General features: G+C 73.3%; 18 protein-coding genes. 11 read left to right on the forward strand and 7 right to left on the reverse strand.

What is annotated here, in order from left to right; all coding sequences use genetic code 11:
* Positions 1-14 precede the first annotated feature (14 nt).
* Both FHX71_RS01830 and nagB read left to right on the forward strand, forming a co-directional pair.
* Positions 15-1,034: an ROK family protein gene (locus FHX71_RS01830; protein WP_182614157.1), complete on the forward strand. Its 1,020-nt coding sequence runs from the start codon at positions 15-17 to the stop codon at positions 1,032-1,034.
* A complete protein-coding gene (nagB, locus tag FHX71_RS01835; protein ID WP_182614158.1) occupies positions 1,034-1,813 on the forward strand; it encodes a glucosamine-6-phosphate deaminase in 780 nt (259 codons plus the stop codon). Before FHX71_RS01830 ends, nagB begins: the two co-directional genes overlap by 1 nt.
* Positions 1,814-1,876: 63 nt before the next feature.
* On the opposite strand, the gene FHX71_RS01840 is transcribed toward nagB, so the two are convergent.
* The gene (locus tag FHX71_RS01840) at positions 1,877-3,283 is read right to left on the reverse strand and encodes an AAA family ATPase (RefSeq protein WP_182614159.1); all 1,407 of its coding nucleotides are present in this window, start codon (positions 3,281-3,283) and stop codon (positions 1,877-1,879) included.
* A gap of 126 nt (positions 3,284-3,409) precedes the next feature.
* Here FHX71_RS01840 and FHX71_RS01845 point away from each other — a divergent pair, with 126 nt between their 5' ends.
* From FHX71_RS01845 to FHX71_RS01865, 5 genes are all read left to right on the forward strand, one after another.
* Positions 3,410-3,712: a DUF3039 domain-containing protein gene (locus FHX71_RS01845; protein WP_182614160.1), complete on the forward strand. Its 303-nt coding sequence runs from the start codon at positions 3,410-3,412 to the stop codon at positions 3,710-3,712.
* Positions 3,709-5,514: a DEAD/DEAH box helicase gene (locus FHX71_RS01850; RefSeq protein WP_182614161.1), complete on the forward strand. Its 1,806-nt coding sequence runs from the start codon at positions 3,709-3,711 to the stop codon at positions 5,512-5,514. Before FHX71_RS01845 ends, FHX71_RS01850 begins: the two co-directional genes overlap by 4 nt.
* Positions 5,515-5,605: 91 nt before the next feature.
* A complete protein-coding gene (locus FHX71_RS01855; protein WP_182614162.1) occupies positions 5,606-7,054 on the forward strand; it encodes a nicotinate phosphoribosyltransferase in 1,449 nt (482 codons plus the stop codon).
* Positions 7,055-7,168: 114 nt separating this feature from the next.
* A complete protein-coding gene (clpS, locus tag FHX71_RS01860; protein ID WP_182618408.1) occupies positions 7,169-7,477 on the forward strand; it encodes an ATP-dependent Clp protease adapter ClpS in 309 nt (102 codons plus the stop codon).
* Entirely contained in the window at positions 7,474-8,226 is a 753-nt protein-coding gene (locus tag FHX71_RS01865; RefSeq protein WP_182614163.1) for a DUF2017 family protein, read from the forward strand. The genes clpS and FHX71_RS01865 overlap by 4 nt, the downstream gene beginning before the upstream one ends.
* A gap of 69 nt (positions 8,227-8,295) precedes the next feature.
* On the opposite strand, the gene FHX71_RS01870 is transcribed toward FHX71_RS01865, so the two are convergent.
* On the reverse strand, positions 8,296-9,123 hold the full coding sequence (locus tag FHX71_RS01870; protein ID WP_182614164.1) for an MBL fold metallo-hydrolase: 828 nt from the start codon (positions 9,121-9,123) through the stop codon (positions 8,296-8,298).
* On the reverse strand, positions 9,123-9,926 hold the full coding sequence (murI, locus tag FHX71_RS01875; RefSeq protein ID WP_182614165.1) for a glutamate racemase: 804 nt from the start codon (positions 9,924-9,926) through the stop codon (positions 9,123-9,125). The genes FHX71_RS01870 and murI overlap by 1 nt, the downstream gene beginning before the upstream one ends.
* Before the next feature lie 204 nt (positions 9,927-10,130).
* On the opposite strand from murI, the gene rph reads away from it, so the two are divergent.
* Both rph and rdgB read left to right on the forward strand, forming a co-directional pair.
* Positions 10,131-10,883 (forward strand): ribonuclease PH, encoded by a 753-nt coding sequence (gene rph / locus FHX71_RS01880; RefSeq protein ID WP_220489423.1) that lies wholly within the window; start codon positions 10,131-10,133, stop codon positions 10,881-10,883.
* Positions 10,884-10,924: 41 nt separating this feature from the next.
* Positions 10,925-11,596 (forward strand): RdgB/HAM1 family non-canonical purine NTP pyrophosphatase, encoded by a 672-nt coding sequence (rdgB, locus tag FHX71_RS01885; RefSeq protein ID WP_182614166.1) that lies wholly within the window; start codon positions 10,925-10,927, stop codon positions 11,594-11,596.
* Positions 11,597-11,691: 95 nt separating this feature from the next.
* Here the strand turns inward: rdgB and FHX71_RS01890 are convergent, their stop codons facing one another.
* On the reverse strand, positions 11,692-12,075 hold the full coding sequence (locus FHX71_RS01890) for a DUF3054 domain-containing protein (protein ID WP_312876891.1): 384 nt from the start codon (positions 12,073-12,075) through the stop codon (positions 11,692-11,694).
* 58 nt (positions 12,076-12,133) lie between these two features.
* The gene (locus tag FHX71_RS01895; RefSeq protein ID WP_182614167.1) at positions 12,134-13,351 is read right to left on the reverse strand and encodes a sulfotransferase family protein; all 1,218 of its coding nucleotides are present in this window, start codon (positions 13,349-13,351) and stop codon (positions 12,134-12,136) included.
* A gap of 131 nt (positions 13,352-13,482) precedes the next feature.
* Between FHX71_RS01895 and FHX71_RS01900 the strand changes: the two genes are divergently transcribed.
* On the forward strand, positions 13,483-15,162 hold the full coding sequence (locus tag FHX71_RS01900; RefSeq protein ID WP_182614168.1) for an ABC-F family ATP-binding cassette domain-containing protein: 1,680 nt from the start codon (positions 13,483-13,485) through the stop codon (positions 15,160-15,162).
* 116 nt (positions 15,163-15,278) lie between these two features.
* Here FHX71_RS01900 and FHX71_RS01905 read toward each other — a convergent pair whose 3' ends face one another.
* Positions 15,279-15,806 carry a hypothetical protein gene (locus FHX71_RS01905; RefSeq protein ID WP_312876892.1) on the reverse strand — a complete coding sequence of 176 codons (528 nt, stop codon included), beginning with the start codon at positions 15,804-15,806 and terminating at the stop codon, positions 15,279-15,281.
* Between the two features lie 185 nt (positions 15,807-15,991).
* Entirely contained in the window at positions 15,992-16,561 is a 570-nt protein-coding gene (locus FHX71_RS01910) for an NUDIX hydrolase family protein (protein WP_182614170.1), read from the reverse strand.
* A 155-nt stretch (positions 16,562-16,716) separates the two neighbouring features.
* On the opposite strand from FHX71_RS01910, the gene trxA reads away from it, so the two are divergent.
* Positions 16,717-17,082: a thioredoxin gene (gene trxA / locus FHX71_RS01915; protein ID WP_182614171.1), complete on the forward strand. Its 366-nt coding sequence runs from the start codon at positions 16,717-16,719 to the stop codon at positions 17,080-17,082.
* The last annotated feature ends 23 nt before the right edge of the window (positions 17,083-17,105 follow it).

A 17,105-nucleotide genomic window follows, 5' to 3' on the forward strand; every position in this document is an offset into this window, starting at 1 on the left:
AGCGAAAGGTCGGGATGGGAAAGGTCGGCAAGCGGCAGGGAGGCGCCCGGTCGGGGACCGGGCGCGCTCCCGGGTACACGGTCGGCCTCGACATCGGCGGCACCAAGATCCTCGGTGCGCTCCTCGACCCGGCGGGTGAGGTGGTCGCCACGGTGCGCCGGTCCACGGTGCACGGCGCCGACGGTCTGGTCGACGGCGCCGCGCGGGCGGTGCGCGACGTCGTCGAGTCCGGCGGGGTGGAGCTCGCGGCCGTGGTCGGCGTCGGGCTTGGCATCCCCGGCATCGTCGACCACGTGTCCGGCACCGTGAAGCACGCGGTCAACCTCGGGGTGCACGACGACGAGCTGCCGCTCGCCGAGCTGCTCTCCGCGGAGCTCGGCGGTGTCGCGGTGGTGGTGGAGAACGACCTCAACGTGGCCGCCGTCGGCGCGGCGCACGTGCTGGAGCGGTCGGGGAGCACGGCCGACGGGCAGGGCGGGGCCGGCGGGTCCGCCGAGCACGAGGACCTCGCGTTCCTCGCGCTGGGTACGGGCCTCGCGTCCGGCCTGGTGCTGGACGGCAAGCTGCGCCGCGGCGCGAGCGGCGCGGCCGGCGAGATCGGGCACATCCCGGTGGACCCGCTGGGGCCGGAGTGCCCGTGCGGGCAGCGCGGCTGCCTGGAGCGGTACGCATCGGGCAAGGCGCTGGAGGCGGCGTGGCCGTCGCGGCACGGCAAGCCGGCTCCGGTGGAGCTGTTCGAGGCGGCGCGCGCCGGCGACGAGGAGGCCATCGCGGTCAAGGACCGGTTCGCGGCCGCGACGGCGTCCGCCGTGCGGCTGCTGGTCCTGACCGCCGACGTACGGCACGTCGTGCTGGGCGGCGGCGTCGCGCTGCTCGGCACCGAGCTGCTGGACGCCGTGCAGGACGCGCTGCGCGAGCAGGCCAAGGTGTCGTCGTTCCTCGGGTCGCTCAAGCTGGCGGAACGGGTCAGGCTGGCGCCGACGCACGTTCCCGTCGCGGCCGTGGGCGCCGCGGTGCTGGGGAGGAGGAGCTGATGGAGGTCGTGATCGCGCCGGCGGACGAGCTGGCGAGGCTGGCGGCGGACGCCGTGGAGGGCCTGCTGCGGGCCGACCCGGAGACGGTGCTCGGGCTGGCCACGGGGTCCTCGCCCCTGGCCGTGTACGACGAGCTGGCCCGCCGGCACAAGGACGGGCTCTCCTTCGCCCGCGCCAGGGCGTTCATGCTCGACGAGTACGTCGGCCTGAGCGCGGACCACCCGGAGCGGTACCGCAACGTGATCGAGAAGGAGATCGCGTCACGCGTGGACCTCGCGCCCGGCGCGGTCCAGGGCCCGGACGGCCTGGCCGAGGACCTGCCCGCGGCGTGCGCCGCGTACGAGCAGGCCATCGCGGACGCCGGGGGCGTGGACCTGCAGATCCTGGGGATCGGCACGGACGGCCACATCGCGTTCAACGAGCCGGGCTCCTCGCTCGCCTCGCGCACCCGGATCAAGACGCTCACGAAGCAGACGCGCGAGGACAACGCGCGGTTCTTCGGCGGGTCGGTCGAGCAGGTCCCGCGGCACTGCCTCACGCAGGGCCTCGCCACGATCATGTCGGCCCGGCACCTGGTGCTGCTGGCGACCGGACGGGCCAAGGCCGAGGCGGTGCACCAGCTCGTGGAGGGCCCGGTCTCGGCGATGTGGCCCGCCACGATCATGCAGCTGCACCCGCACGCCACCGTGCTGGTCGACGACGCCGCGGCCTCCCGCCTGCAGCTCGGCGACTACTACCGGCAGACCTACGCCGACAAGCCCGCCTGGCAGGGCCTGTAGAGCCACGTGTCAGACGCTCAGGTCCCTCGGGTGACCTGAGCGTCTGACACGTCAGAGGGCCCGTCAGAGATAGTTACCCGCGACCGGGGCGGGCTTCCACCGGCCCGACGTCGCCACGTCGGCGACCCGGCCGGTCGTCAGACCGTCGGGGCCGTGCTCCAGGATCGAGCGGCGGGCCACCTCGCGCAGGTCCGCGCCCGTGGCGCCGTCCAGGTACGACGCGACCAGGTCCACGTCGACCGGGGCGTCCGGCGGCAGGAACAGGCGGAGGATCTCCGTGCGCCCTGTCTGGTCCGGCGGCGGCACCTCGATGATGGTGTCGAAGCGGCCGGGCCGCTTCACGGCCGGGTCCAGCGAGTCCGGGTCGTTGGTGGTGCCGACCGTCAGCACGTCGTCCGAGCTGCGCGTCCCGTCCAGGGCGTCGAGGAACTCGGCGAACGAGGTGTCGCCGCGCGACCCCTTGGACGCCACCGAGTCGATCTCCTCCAGCACGACGAGGCACGGGCCGAGCCCGCGGATCTCCTCGTACAGCTCGGTCATCCAGGTGCGCAGCACCTCGGCGGTGACCAGCACGACCGTGAGCGGCCCGGCGAGCTCCGTGGCGATGACCCGGGTGAGCTTGGTCTTGCCGACGCCCGGCTTGCCGGCCAGCAGCAGGCCGCGCGACGTCGTGTGGCCCAGGGCCCGCAGCGCGTCGCGGCGCGTGGTCACGCTGGAGCAGAACAGGTCCACCTCGCGCCACAGCTCGGCGGGCAGCACGACGTCGCCGCGCACCTGGACCGTGTGCTTCACGGGCATCAGGTCGACGGTGCCGTTCCCGGACCTGGCCGACAGCACGCCGCCGCGGTACGGGTGGTCCTCCTCCAGCGTGCGGGCCAGGTCGGCCAGCACCCGCTCGGCGAGCGCCAGCCCGCCCGGCGGGGTGAACGCCGTGATCGTGGGCTGGCCGTAGCGGTAGGCCACCTCGACGGCCACGGCCGTGTCGTAGGCGGACCCGGCGGGGAAGAGCACGGTGGCGACCGACGGCACGCTCACGGAGGTGCCGTTGCCGAGGTCCAGCGCCGCGCGCTGCGGGGCGCCGCCGGGGCCGAACACGGCGACGTCGTCGGGGTGGCGGTCCACCCAGCGCTGGAGCGCGTAGGCGTGCAGCCGCTGCAGGGTGCGCGACATGTCGCGCGAGACGTTGACGAGCGTGCTCTCGTCGGCCTCCCAGCGGCGGGCGAGCCACTCGGCGGACGAGCGGGGTTCCTTGGGGCGGTCCGGGACGGGGCGGCCTAGCATCGCGGCGACGGCGGCGACCGCGCGCCGGGCGGCCTCGTCGTGGTCGCCGAAGTCGGGCCAGACGGGTTCGGGCGCGCCGCGGGGGATGTCGGACAGGGCGGCGGTGGTCAGGGTCTCGGCGAGGTCGGTCGCGGAGGCGGCGCCGTCGTCGGGCAGGGTGAGGCTCCTCTCAGGGCGGGGACGTGACATGCGCACAGTTATATCCGTGGTCACCGACACGACCGCAAGGATTTCCGCGCAAGAGGTGCCCGGGGCGGAGGTCCCGAGGGCGTGCCGACGGCATGGCTGTCGGTGGTCCCGCGTAGACTTGTCCGCATGACCGAACCACTCTCCAGCCCGCAGGACGAGCCCAGTACGCAGGGCGGCACGAGCGTCCTCGAGCGCGAGGAGACCCGGGAGGAGACGGAACCGGGAGACCACGAGCGTTTTGCGCACTATGTGCGCAAGGAGAAGATCATGCAGTCCGCCATGAGCGGCAAGCCCGTGATCGCGCTCTGCGGCAAGGTCTGGGTCCCTGGACGCGACCCGGGCAAGTTCCCGGTGTGTCCCCGGTGCAAGGAGATCTACGACGGTCTCCGTGACCCGCAGGACGGCGGCGAGGGCGACTCCACCAAGTGACGAGCCAGCCGCAGCAGCTGCCCCACACACCGTCGTCTGCGGCCGCTTCGTCGCTCAGCCCTGCCTTTCCACGCCGCGCCCCCTGGGGCACGGCGTCGAGTCTGCGCGCCTGGCAGGCGGAGGCCCTGGAGCAGTACCGCGTGTCGAACCCGCGGGACTTCCTGGCCGTCGCCACCCCGGGCGCGGGCAAGACGACGTTCGCGCTCCGCATCGCCACCGAGCTGCTCGAGCAGGGCATCGTCCGGCGGGTCACCGTCGTGGCGCCCACCGAGCACCTCAAGACCCAGTGGGCCGACGCCGCCGCACGCGTCGGCATCCGCATCGACCCGCAGTTCAAGAACTCGCAGGGCCGGCACGGCTCGCACTACGATGGCGTCGCGCTCACGTACGCGCAGGTCGCGGCCAAGCCGGCGCTGCACCGCGCCCGCACGGAGGCGGCCCGCACCCTGGTGATCCTCGACGAGGTGCACCACGGCGGTGACGCCCTGAGCTGGGGCGACGCCGTCCGCGAGGCCTTCGAGGGCGCCGAGCGCCGCCTGGCGCTCACCGGCACCCCGTTCCGCAGCGACACCTCCGCGATCCCGTTCGTGCAGTACGAGGCCGACGCCGAGGGCATCCGCCGCTCCAAGGCCGACTACACGTACGGCTACGGCGAGGCGCTGCGCGACCACGTCGTGCGCCCCGTGCTCTTCCTGTCGTACGCGGGCGACATGCGCTGGCGCACCAAGATGGGCGACGAGGTCAGCGCCCGTCTCGGCGAGGCCATGACCAAGGACATGACCGGGCAGGCGTGGCGTACCGCGCTGGACCCGGAGGGGCAGTGGATCCCGTCGGTGCTCGCCGCCGCGGACAAGCGCCTCACCGAGGTGCGCCGCACGGTGCCCGACGCCGGCGGTCTGGTCATCGCGACCGACCAGGACAACGCGCGCGCCTACGCCACGCACCTGCAGGAGATCACCGGCAAGCGTCCGATCGTCGTCCTCTCGGACGACGAGGGCGCCTCCGGGCGCATCGAGGAGTACGCGCAGGGCGAGGACCGCTGGATGGTGGCCGTGCGCATGGTGTCGGAGGGCGTGGACGTGCCGCGCCTCGCCGTCGGCGTGTACGCCACCAGCGCCTCGACGCCGCTGTTCTTCGCCCAGGCGATCGGCCGGTTCGTGCGCGCCCGAAAGCGCGGCGAGACGGCGTCGATCTTCCTGCCGAGCGTCGCGCCGCTGCTGAACCTGGCCAACTCGATGGAGCAGGAGCGCGACCACGCGCTCGACCGGCCGCGCACGGCCGAGGAGCAGGGCATCGAGTACGACCCCGAGGCGGCGCTGGTCGCCGAGGCGAACAAGGAGGAGAAGGCGTCGAGCGAGCTGCTCGGGTCCTTCCAGGCGCTGGAGGCGCAGGCCTCGTTCGACCGCGTCCTGTTCGACGGCGGCGAGTTCGGCACGAGCGCCGACCTCGGCTCGGCGGAGGAGCAGGACTTCCTCGGCCTGCCCGGGCTCCTGGAGCCGGACCAGGTGGCGACGCTGCTGCGGCAGCGTCAGGCCGACCACCTCAAGGCGCGCGGCGGCGCCCCCACCGCGCGTGAGGTGCAGAACGAGCGGTCCGAGCAGGAGCACCGGCGCGCGGCCGAGCTGCGCAAGGAGCTGTCCAAGCTCGTCTCCGCGTGGGCCAAGCGCAGCGGGCAGCCGCACGGCATGGTGCACACCGAGCTGCGCCGCAAGTGCGGCGGGCCCGAGGTGCCCCTGGCGACGGCCGACCAGCTCGAGGCGCGCGTGGCACAGGTCCGGCGCTGGTTCGTCGGTCAGAAGTAGACGGGAGCGAGAAGATCCGCATGGTGAGACAAGAGGCCGTCCTGGCCGGATTCGCCCGGCCCAGGCCAGTTCTCTGGCCTACCGTGAGTGCATGACCGACGAGCTTCGGAGCATCGGCGCTCCGCTCACCGACTCGTGGCCTGCCCTCGACAACGTCGTCGGGGAACCGCGGCCGCTCCCCGCAGCACCCCTTCCGGCGGTCCGGCCGTCGGTGGCGCTGCTGACCGACCGCTACGAGCTGACCATGCTCCAGGCGGCCCTGGCCGACGGCACCGCGCACCGGCACTGCGTGTTCGAGGTGTTCACGCGACGCCTGCCCGCGGGCCGGCGCTACGGCGTCCTGGCGGGCACCGGCCGTGTCCTGGAAGCGCTGCCACACTTCGTCTTCGAGGACGCCGAGCTGGCGTACCTGGAGCAGAACGCGGTGGTGGACCGCAGGACGCTGGACTACCTCGCCAACTACCGGTTCACCGGGACCATCCAGGGCTACGTCGAGGGCGAGGTGTTCTTCCCCGGCTCGCCCGTGCTGCAGGTCGAGGGCTCGTTCGCCGAGGCCGTGCTGCTGGAGACGCTGATCCTGTCGATCCTGAACTACGACTCGGCGGTGGCGTCGGCGGCGTCGCGCATGACGAGCGCGGCCGGCAACCGGCCCGTGCTGGAGATGGGCTCCCGCCGGGCGAGCGAGCAGGCGGCCGTCGCGGCCGCCCGCGCCGCCGTGATCGGCGGGTTCGCCGGCACCTCCAACCTCGAGGCCGGCATGCGCTACGGGCTGGACACCATCGGCACCGCCGCGCACGCGTTCACGCTGCTGCACGACAGCGAGCGGGAGGCGTTCGCGTCGCAGGTCGCCTCGCTGGGCGCCGGCACCACGCTGCTTGTCGACACCTACGACGTGAAGCAGGGCGTGGCCACGGCCGTCGAGGTGGCGGGGACCGGGCTCGGTGCCGTGCGGCTCGACTCCGGCGACCTCGGGGGACTGGCGGGCGAGGTGCGTCGCCAGCTCGACTCGCTCGGCGCGCGGGACACCAAGATCGTGGTCACCTCCGACCTCGACGAGTACGCGATCGCTTCGCTGGCCGCCGCGCCGGTGGACGTCTACGGCGTCGGCACGTCGCTCGTGACCGGCTCGGGCGCACCCACCTGCGGCATGGTCTACAAGCTCGTGGCGCGCGCCGACTCGTCGGGCGTGCTGCAGCCGGTGGCCAAGGCCTCGGCGAACAAGGCGTCGGTGGGCGGGCGCAAGGCCGCCGCGCGCCGCTACGGCCGCGACGGGTACGCCATCGAGGAGATCATGGTGACCGGCCCGGACACCGCCGTGGCGGAGTGGACGCCGCAGAGCGACGACCTGCGCCCGCTGCTCGCGCCGCTGGTGGTCGACGGCGCCGTGGACTCGCGCTGGGTGGGCCCGTACGGGGTCGCGAACGCCGCGATCAACCACGGTATGGTGCGCGCCGAGCTGCCGCGGGGCGCCCGCCGGCTGTCCAAGGGCGACCCGGCGATCCCGACCGTCGACCTGCGGCTGGACGACCTTCCCGACTGAGGTCACAGCCAGGCGACAACTTCGTGGGAATCTCGGACAGGGGTGTCCAGTCCGGGGACGAAACAGCCTAGAGTGAGACCTGTGACTTCCACCCAGCTGCCGCTGCTCACGCCCCTGGGGTCAGCCGGGACGGCCGTCGAGGAGGACACCGAAGAGGCGATCTTCGCGGGGATCGCCGACCCGTGGGTGACCATCGTCTGGAACGACCCGGTGAACCTGATGTCATACGTGACGTACGTGTTCGAGAGCTACTTCGGGTACCCCCGCGCCAAGGCGGAGCAGCTCATGACCCAGGTGCACAAGAACGGTCGTGCCGTCGTGTCCAGCGGCGGGCGCGAGCGTATGGAGGTGGATGTGCAAGCGATGCACGGGTTCGGGCTGTGGGCGACGCTGCAGGAGTCGGGCGCTCGGGGAGTCGCATGACGCCGTTCCGCGCCATGCGGCGGGGTTACGAGGCTCGGTTCGAACCGGTTGAGCGGGTCGTCCTGGCCAAGGTGGCGCGCGACGTCTCCGCGATGCTCCGCGAGGAGGCGGGCCTGGACCTGTTCGCCGACGGCGACGAGCCGGGTCCCTCCTCGCACCACGCCCCGGGCAAGGGACAGGCCTGGGCCAACGGCCTCCTCGCGCCGGACGAGCTGACCGACGCCGACCTCGCGCGGCTCACCGGCGTGACCGGCGTGGGGCGCATCCCGACGGACCCCGCGGCGCAGCGGCTCCTGCCGGACGCGAGCAAGGACGACGCGGACGTCGCCGACGAGTTCCGCCGGCTCACGCAGAACGACGTCGCCCAGGCGAAGGTGGACCGGCTGGAGGCGTTCGCCGCGCTGCTGGACCTGCCCTCGGGCGACGACGCGCCGTCGACGGTGGGCCGCCACGGCGCGCCGCCCCCGGTGCGGGTGCCGCGCGAGGACGCCGAGCAGTTCGCGGGCGCCCTCACGGACGTGCGGCTCGTGATCGCGGAGCGGCTCGGGCTGAAGACCGACGACCAGGTCATGCAGCTCACCGACGAGATCATGTGGGACCGGCAGGCGGGCCGCGAGATCCCCGTGGCGACCGACGGGCGCGCCGCCCGGCGGTTCTGGTCCGGGGTGTTCGTCGCGGCGGGCTACGCCCAGGAGACGCTCATGGACGTGATGCTCGCGGAGCTCCGCGGGCGCCGTCCGCTCGCCTAGCCCGCCCCACCCCGCGCGACCCACGTGTCAGACGTACAGGTCCCCCGGGGGACCTGTACGTCTGACACGTCAGAGCTCGTAGACCGTTCCCGGTTTCGCGATCTCTACCGGGCCCGCGTACGAGCCGCGGGCCTCGGCCAGGGAGTCCTCCGGGTCGTTCCACACCGGCAGGTGCGTGAGCAGCAGGCGCCGGGCGCCGGCCTCGGTCGCCACCTGACCGGCGCGGTGCCCGGTGAGGTGGATGCCGCGCTCGACGACGTCGTCGCGCCCCTCCAGGAAGGCGGCCTCGCTGAGCAGCAGGTCGACGTCGCGCGCGAGCTCGACCACGGAGGTGCAGGCGTCGGTGTCACCGGTGTACGCGAGCGTCGTCGTGCCGCCGGACGACGACGGGCCCGTGATCCGCACGCCGTACGTCTCGACCGGGTGGAACACCCGGTGCGGCTCGATGGTCAGCGGACCGACCTCGATCCGCTTGTGGTCGGCCCAGGACCGGAAGTCGAAGTCGTTCTCCATGGACTCGCCGTCGCTCAGCCCGTACGACACGGCGACGTGCCGCTCGGCGGTGGACGGCCCGTAGACCGGCAGGGGCTGGTGCCGGCGCCCGGCGCGCAGCGACCCGTGTTCGGGGTGGTAGCGCAGGTAGACGTACAGCCCCGCCAGGTCGGCGCAGTGGTCAGGGTGCAGGTGCGAGATCGACACGGCGTCGAGCGCGTGGGGGTCGACGTGCTGCTGCAGCGCCCCGAAGGCTCCGTTGCCCAGGTCGAGCAGCACGTTCCAGTCGCGCTCCTCGTGGCCCGACGCCGCGGACTCGGCGGCGGTCACCTGCACCAGGTACGACGACGCGGGCGTGGCGGGGCCGGGGAACGAGCCGGCGACCCCCAGGGGGATGAGGCGCATCAGACGGCCTCCACGAGGGAGACCTCGGGGCCGAGGAACCGGCTGGCGAGCTGCCCGAACGGCGCCGGGTCGCCGGTGGTCAGGAACTTGTGCACCGGGGCGCCGGAGTCGGGGGAGCGCTCCAGGTCGTGCGCCACGAGGGTGCGGTACACGTCCTTGGCGGTCTCGTCGGCGCTGGAGACCAGCGTGACCTCCTCGCCCATGACGTACGAGATGGCGCCCGCGAGCAGCGGGTAGTGCGTGCAGCCCAGCACGAGGGTGTCGACGCCGGCCGCCTTGACCGGGTCGAGGTACTCGTGCGCGAACTTCTGCACCTCCGGGCCCGACGTGCGGCCCTCCTCGACGAAGCGCACGAACTCGGGGCACGCCTGGCTCGTGATCGTCAGCCCGGGCGTCACGTGGAACGCGTCGTCGTACGCGCGCGACCGCACCGTGGTGCGCGTGCCGATGACGCCGATCCGGCCCGTGCGGGTGGCGGTCACCGCGGCCCGGGCCGCGGGCAGGATCACCTCGACCACGGGGATGCCGTGCCGCTGCTCGTACCGCTCGCGCGCGTCGCGCATCATGGCCGACGACGCCGTGTTGCACGCGATCACCAGCATCTTCACGCCGTCCGCCACGAGGCGGTCCATGGCGTCCAGGGCCATGGCCCGGACCGCCGCGATCGGCTTGGGGCCGTAGGGGCTGTTCGCGGTGTCGCCGAGGTACCGGACCTGCTCGTTGGGGAGCTGGTCCAGGATGGCGCGCGCGACCGTGAGGCCGCCGAGGCCGGAGTCGAAGATCCCGATGGGCGCGTCGTTCACGGGGTGAAGCCTAGCGACGACATCGTGTCGGAACCGTTACCAGCGCCACGCGCTGTGCGTGACGCGTGACACGTTCCGCCAGGTCAGCGGCGTGCTTTCCGGAGCGCGAAAAGACGGCCGGCCGGGACGGGCCCCACGGGCGGCGGGCCCGGGCCGTCGTCGGGCCGCCGTCGGGCGCGGAGACGTACGGCCTAGGCTGGGCGCATGACCTCCAGCACCGACCAGATCGTGCGCGCCGACGGGCGCGCCACCGACCAGCTCCGCCCCGTGAAGATCACCCGGGGATGGCTCGACGAGGCCGAGGGTTCGGTGCTCGTGGAGTTCGGGCGCACGCGCGTGCTGTGCGTCGCGTCGTTCACCGAGGGCGTGCCGCGCTGGCGCAAGGGCTCGGGCGAGGGCTGGGTCACCGCCGAGTACGCGATGCTGCCGCGCGCCACCAACGAGCGCAGCCAGCGGGAGTCCGTGAAGGGCAAGATCGGCGGCCGCACCCACGAGATCTCGCGCCTGATCGGTCGCTCGCTGCGCGCCGTCGTCGACATGAGCGCGCTCGGCGAGAACTCCATCGTGCTGGACTGCGACGTGCTCCAGGCCGACGGCGGCACCCGGACCGCCGCGATCACCGGCGCCTACGTGGCCCTCGCCGACGCCATCGCGTGGGGCCGCCGCCACGGGCACATCAAGGGCGGCAAGCAGGTGCTCGCCGACTCGGTCGCCGCCGTCTCGGTCGGCATCATCGACGGCACCCCGATGCTCGACCTGCCCTACGTCGAGGACGTGCGCGCCGAGACCGACATGAACGTGGTGGTCACGGGCGGCGGCAAGTTCATCGAGGTGCAGGGCACCGCGGAGCACGCGCCGTTCGACCGCGCCGAGCTCGACGCCCTGCTCGACCTCGCGGTGGGCGGTACGGCCGAGCTCACCAAGATCCAGCAGGAAGCGCTCGCGCAGGAGCTCTGAGCGGGCGCGGCGCGACGGGCGGCGGCTGGCATGATCGGGGCATGACGTCCCTGACCGTGCCGCCCGCCGCCCGAATCGTCCTCGCCACGCACAACGCCAAGAAGGTCCCGGAGCTGCGCGCGATCCTCACCGAGGCGGGTCTGGACCTGCCCGACGGCGGCCTGGTCACCTCGGGCGAGGTCGGCGCCCCGGAGCCGGTCGAGGACGGCGTCACGTTCGCCGAGAACGCGCTCATCAAGGCCCGCGCGGTGTGCGCCGCGACCGGCCTGCCCGCCGTCGCCGACGACTCGGGCCTGGCCGTGGACGTCCTGGGTGGCGCCCCCGGCATCTTCTCGGCCCGCTGGGCCGGCAAGCACGGCGACGACCTCGCCAACCTGGAGCTGCTGCTCGGCCAGCTCGGGGACGTGCGCCCCGAGCACCGGCAGGCCGGGTTCGTGTGCGCCGCCGCGCTGGTCACGCCCGACGGGCGCGAGGAGGTGCGGCTCGGTGAGATGCGGGGCGTGCTCGCCGCCGCGCCGCGCGGCATCAACGGGTTCGGCTACGACCCGATCCTGGTCCCGGACGAGGACCCGCTGTTCGTGGACGTCGTGTCCGACGAGACACCCCGCCGCACCGCCGCGGAGCTGTCCGCGGACGAGAAGAACGCGATCTCCCACCGGGGCAAGGCGTTCCGCGCGCTGGCCCCGCTGGTGGTCGAGCTGCTCCGGGGCTGAGCCGCGCTCGCTCGCGCGCGGCGACCATGCATCTGCTGCCAGAACTGGACTCGGTCTGGCAGCAGGTGCATGGTCTCGGTCGGACCAGGCGCGCGTCAGCTCTCGGCGGCGCGGGCCTGGCCGCGGCGGATGCCCGTCACCAGGCCGCGCCAGCCGAGCATCGTGATCGCCAGGAAGATGGCGGTGACCAGCGCGAACGACCACGCCAGCCCGCCGCCCGAGAGGCCGCGCAGCGCCAGGCCGCCGAGCACGGTGACGGCCCAGATGGTCACGCCGGTGGGCCAGACACGCGACGGGTCGCGCCACGCGCGGGCCACGGCCCAGCCGATCGCGGCGGCCAGGGCGAACGGCCACACCACGCGGCCCAGGGCGGCGACGAGCGACCCGTCGTGCGACGTGATGCCGACGACCGTGAAGACGAGGACGGCGACGGCGTCGGCCACGGCCGCGGGCCAGACCGGGGTTCGAGAAGTGCTCACCAGCGCATCCTAGGCGCCCGCTGCCCGCGGACCCGGCGGCCCGTGGGTCGGCCGGTTGCTAGGCGGGCAGGTTACGCAGGAGGTCCACGTAGCCGCCGAGCGCGGCCCGCACCTCGCCGGGCTCCAGCCCGAACCGCTCCAGCGTGTACCGGTGCGGCGGCAGGTGCCGTGGTGCGTCCAGCGCGGCGGCCAGGTTGGCGTCGTCGTCGGCGCCCCAGCGCGCGCCGAGGCGGTCGAACAGCTCGGGCAGCACGACGCCGGGGTCCCCGGTGAGGCGGTCGTACGACAGGTCGAGCACGACGTCGGGGCCCAGCGCGGCGCGCTGCTCCAGCGCGCGGGACACGCCGCGGGACATGATCGCCAGCCACTCCGGGCCGATCCGGGCCAGGTCGACGGCGTCGGGCCGCCGGTGGATCCGCTGGGCCGACTCGGCCAGGGAACACAGGGAGGCCAACGCGGTCTCGGGGGCGCGGTGCGTCCAGACGAAACGGGCGTCCGGGAACACGTCACGGATCGCGGCCAGGTGGAAGAGGTTCGCCGGGTGCTTGAGCACCCACCGCCGCTCGGGGCGGCCGTACGACAGAAGCTGCAGGGTGTCGCGCAGGAACCGGTAGTCGGGCCGCGCGTCGAACGTCGCGAGCCGGTCGAGGTAGTCCGGCATCGGCACACCGGCGGCGTGCATCTCCGAGTGGGCCCGGATGAACGTGTCCTCCTCCTCGGACGCCGCGTCCATCGGGTGGATCGTGCCCCACGTGTCGCTCAGCCGCGACGTCATCGCGAACTTGCGCCGGGTGCGCCGGACCAGCGCGGCTTCGGTGGCGTCGTCGACGGCGAGGCCGGGGAAGGTCATCTCCCAGAGCCGGGGGCCGCGGTGGGCGGGCGACCTGGACAGCACGTTGTACGCGAGCGTCGTGCCCGTGCGCGGCATGCCCACCACGAACACCGGCGCCGTCACCGGCTGCCCGGCGACCTCCGGGTGCCGCGCGCGCAGGTCGCCCACGACCACGCGGTTGCGGACCCGCAGGCGCACCAGCTCCTGGCCCGCCGCCCAGCCGAGCGGGCTCAGGCCGGGAAAGCCGGCGAACGCGTGCAGGGCCAGCCGCAGGTGGTCGAGGTCCGCGGCGTTCTCGGTGCTCAGCGGCGCTCGACCGCGCGAGGCCTGCGCGACCATCCGGTCGAACACGGCGTCCGGGTCCCGGCGCGTGCGCGTCGCGGGAGCCAGCAGCAGGTTGGTCAGGCGCAGCGCCGGCCGGACGCCGGACGAGGTCGAGGGCACGGTGCTCCAGGGGTCGTGGTGCAGGCCGGGGGTCCGGCACATCCTCGCGCGGGCGGCTCCCGGGCATCAAGCAGACGTGCGGCGGTGCCCGCCGGCTTCGGCGTCGGCAGCGGCCCCCGTAGGCTTGTCGGATGCACCTCGTCGCCCAGGACCTCGGTTTCGCCTACCCCGGGCGGCCCGTCATGGACGGGGTCTCGTTCTCCGTGTCGCCGGGTACGCGGCTCGGCGTCGTCGGCGAGAACGGGTCCGGCAAGTCCACCCTGCTGCACCTCCTGGCCGGCGACCTGCAGCCGAAGTCGGGCGAGGTGCGCCGGCAGGGCAGCGTGGCGCTCGTCGAGCAGGAGCTGCACCCCGAGCCGGGCCAGACCATCGGCGACCTCGTCGCCGGGACGCTCGACGGCCTGCGCACCGCGGCCGCCGAGCTGGAGGCCGCCGCCGCGGCGTTCGACCACGGTTCCGGCGACCTGGCGGTGCTGGAGCGGACCCTGTCGCTCGCCGAGCACCTCGCGGTCTGGGACGCCGACCGCCGCGTCGAGGTGGCGCTCACCCGCCTGGGCGCCCCGCGCGACCCCGCCCGCCGGCTGGACCAGCTCAGCGTGGGCGAGCGGTTCCGGGTCCGGCTGGCCTGCCGCCTCGCCGAGCGCGCCGACCTGCTGCTGCTCGACGAGCCCACCAACCACCTCGACGACTCCGCGATCGAGTTCCTCACGGGCGAGCTCGTCGCGTGGCGCGGCGGCGTCGTGCTCGTGACCCACGACCGCGAGCTGCTCGACGACGTCGCCACCGCGATCCTCGACCTCGACCCGTCCTGGGACGGCAAGCCCGTGCTCTACGGGCAGCCGGGCTACCTGGCCTACCGGTTCGCCAAGACCCAGGCGCTGCACCGGTGGCGCCAGCGCTACCGGGCCGAGCGCAAGCGGGCCGCGGCCCTGGCCGAACGGCTCGACGAGTCCTACGAGGGCCTGTCCGACGAGTGGCGCCCGGGCAAGGGCTCGCAGAAGCACCGCCGCGCCACCCGCGCCCGCATCCACGTCAAGGCCGCCGATCGGCTGGTCCAGAAGCTGGAGGCCGAGGCCATCGAGGTGCCCGCGCCGCCGGTCGAGCTGGGCTTCCCCGACCTGCCCGCCATGTCACCGGGCTGGGACCCCAGCAACCCCGTCGTGGAGGTCCGCTCGCCGCGCGTCGGGCTCCCGGCGGACGACGGCGGTTCGGACGGCCGCATCGCGGACGACGGCGCCGCCCGGCTCGACCTGCCCGGCACGCGGGTCGCGATCCCGCCGTCGGGCCGGCTGCTCGTGGTGGGCCCGAACGGGACCGGCAAGTCGACGCTGCTCGCGGCGCTCGCCGGCACCCTGGAGCTGGACCGGGGGAGCCGCACGGTCGCGCCGGGCGCGCGCATCGGCGTCGTCGGCCAGGAGAGCGAACCGATCACCGGCAAGGCGCGCCTGAAGACCGGGTTCGAGACGTACGCCGACGAGGCGCTCCGGCTGCTCGCGTCCAACGAGCTGGACCCCGACCACGTGGTGCCCGTCGCGGGCCTGGGCCTGCTCAGCGAGGAGGACCTGGACCGGCCGCTGGCCGAGCTGTCCGCGGGTCAGCGCCGCCGGTTCGAGCTGGCGCGGGCGCTGCTGCACGCCCCGCACCTGCTGCTCCTCGACGAGCCGACCAACCACCTGTCGATCGACCTCGTGGACGAGCTGACCCGCGCCCTCCAGGTCACGCCCTGCGCCGTCGTCGTGGCGACGCACGACCGCCGCATGCGCGCGGACCTGGAGGACTGGCCGGTCCTGGACCTGACGTCGACGACCTGACTCCCGTTGCAGCGCTGGGCGACGGCGGCCTATCCTGATACCAGCCCGCCGCGCTAAGCGGAGGGAAGTGAGCCCGAGAGCCAGCCGGACGGCTGTGCGCTCGGGCTTCGCGCATCTCAGACGTCGACCACCTTCGTCACCATCTCCTCGCATCGCGGCCGCCACTCGCCGCCGCGGGCCCACGCCCAGGCGATGGCGTCAGGCAGCGCCAGCAGAGGCTCGCTCGCGGCGCGGTCGTGGCGGTAGTGCAGGGCGTCCTCGGAGCGGTGGGCCTTCGTCACGGCGATCAGAACCCTACGGTCCACCTGGACCATGCTGTCGTCGTGCTCAAGGCAGATGGTGGTCCGCGCGTCCCGGATCGCCCCGGTGACGAGTTCCTGAAGGCAGGCCCTGCGCCGCTCGGCCTCCTTGCGCCGCGGACGGTCGGCGTCGACGGCACGGAAGATCGTCGCCTCGACCGGGAGACGCGAGATGGCCGCGAGGATCTTTCGCCTGCGCGAGTCGCTCTCACGGTGCATGTGCAGCCGCGCCTGGCCCGGCATGGTCAGCGATCTGATCTCGGCCCGTGCCGTCCTGAGATCAGCGCTGCCGAGCGCGACGGCGACGAGAAGGTAGTCACGAGCCTTGGTCTCGTCGACGAACACGTGCCCGCTCAATCGAGCCTCTCCTTGATGGGTCTGGTGGCGGGCTGTTGCGTATACGCAACGGGAACCGACATCTTCGGGTATCAAGGATCAGGCTAGGTGCACTCCTGATGGCGCGCTCGTCCAGACAAGCGCGCCATGCGTGGGAAGTGCGATCCAGGGCCGGCGCAGCGCGCCGGCGCTGCTCAGGGCAGCCGGCCCACGTGGGCCATCGCCTGCTTGATCAGCATGCCCTGGCCGTTCATCATCTCGGCCTGGACGTCGTCGGCGCACGCCTCCTCGGGCGTGAGCCAGGCGAGGTCGAGCGCGTTCTGCTGCGGGCGGCAGTCGCCCGTCACGGGCACCACGTAGGCGAGCGAGACCGCGTGCTGGCGCGGGTCGTGGAACGCGGTGATCCCCGGCGTCGGGAAGTACTCGGCGACGGTGAACGGCTGCGGCGACGGCGGCACCTGCGGCAGCGCGACGGGGCCGAGGTCCTTCTCGATGTGTCGCAGCAGCGCGTCCCGCAGCCGCTCGTGGTACATCACGCGACCCGAGACCAGGGCCCTCGTCATCGCGCCCTGCGGGTTCACGCGCAGCAGCAGCCCGACGGCGACCACGTCACCTGAGTCGTCGACCCGGACCGGCACGGCGTCCACGTACACGAGGGGGAGCTGCGCGCGTACCACGGCGAGGTCCTCGTCGGTCATCCACCCCGAGACAGGGGCGGGCTCGCGGTAGAAATCGTCGGCAGGGTAGTCGGCAGTGTCCGTCACGGGGTCCGTTCTACCAGTTCGGGCGTTGCGGTGCCTGACCCGCCCCGCCCGATCGGTACCCGAATGTGACACGGATCGCCCGACCGCCGCTCCTGGAATAGCAGAGGGTGGGGCTGTGCTTCACCAGGTAGACGCCCAACGAAAGGAAGCGTGACATGGCAACTGTCGACATCACCGACGCCACGTTCGAGAAGACCGTCAGCGACAACGGGATCGTCCTCGTGGACTTCTGGGCCACCTGGTGCCCGCCGTGCAAGATGTTCGGACCTGTCTTCGAGGCATCCTCGGACAAGAACGACGACATCGTGCACGCGAAGATCGACACCGACGCCAACCCCGGCATCTCGGCCGCCGCTCAGGTGACCTCCATCCCGACGCTGATGGCGTTCCGCGACGGTGTGCTCGTCTTCCGCCAGGCCGGCGCCCTGCCCGCCAAGGGCCTCGCCGAGGTCGTCGAGGCCGTCCGTGGCCTCGACATGGACGTGGTCCGCAAGGACATCGCCGCGCAGCAGCAGAACTGACGCGACGGGCGGGCCCGAGGGCC

The sequence above is a fragment of the Promicromonospora sukumoe genome, from assembly GCF_014137995.1.
In the GTDB taxonomy this organism is placed as follows: Bacteria; Actinomycetota; Actinomycetes; order Actinomycetales; family Cellulomonadaceae; genus Promicromonospora; species Promicromonospora sukumoe.

Bases quoted from the DNA above. Each gene is read 5' to 3' on its own strand.
- FHX71_RS01830 (WP_182614157.1), top strand. From the start codon at position 15: ATGGGAAAGGTCGGCAAGCGGCAGGGAGGCGCCCGGTCGGGGACCGGG.
- nagB (WP_182614158.1), top strand. From the start codon at position 1,034: ATGGAGGTCGTGATCGCGCCGGCGGACGAGCTGGCGAGGCTGGCGGCG.
- FHX71_RS01840 (WP_182614159.1), bottom strand. From the start codon at position 3,283: ATGTCACGTCCCCGCCCTGAGAGGAGCCTCACCCTGCCCGACGACGGC.
- FHX71_RS01845 (WP_182614160.1), top strand. From the start codon at position 3,410: ATGACCGAACCACTCTCCAGCCCGCAGGACGAGCCCAGTACGCAGGGC.
- FHX71_RS01855 (WP_182614162.1), top strand. From the start codon at position 5,606: ATGACCGACGAGCTTCGGAGCATCGGCGCTCCGCTCACCGACTCGTGG.
- FHX71_RS01865 (WP_182614163.1), top strand. From the start codon at position 7,474: ATGACGCCGTTCCGCGCCATGCGGCGGGGTTACGAGGCTCGGTTCGAA.
- FHX71_RS01870 (WP_182614164.1), bottom strand. From the start codon at position 9,123: ATGCGCCTCATCCCCCTGGGGGTCGCCGGCTCGTTCCCCGGCCCCGCC.
- rph (WP_220489423.1), top strand. From the start codon at position 10,131: ATGACCTCCAGCACCGACCAGATCGTGCGCGCCGACGGGCGCGCCACC.
- rdgB (WP_182614166.1), top strand. From the start codon at position 10,925: ATGACGTCCCTGACCGTGCCGCCCGCCGCCCGAATCGTCCTCGCCACG.
- FHX71_RS01900 (WP_182614168.1), top strand. From the start codon at position 13,483: ATGCACCTCGTCGCCCAGGACCTCGGTTTCGCCTACCCCGGGCGGCCC.
- trxA (WP_182614171.1), top strand. From the start codon at position 16,717: ATGGCAACTGTCGACATCACCGACGCCACGTTCGAGAAGACCGTCAGC.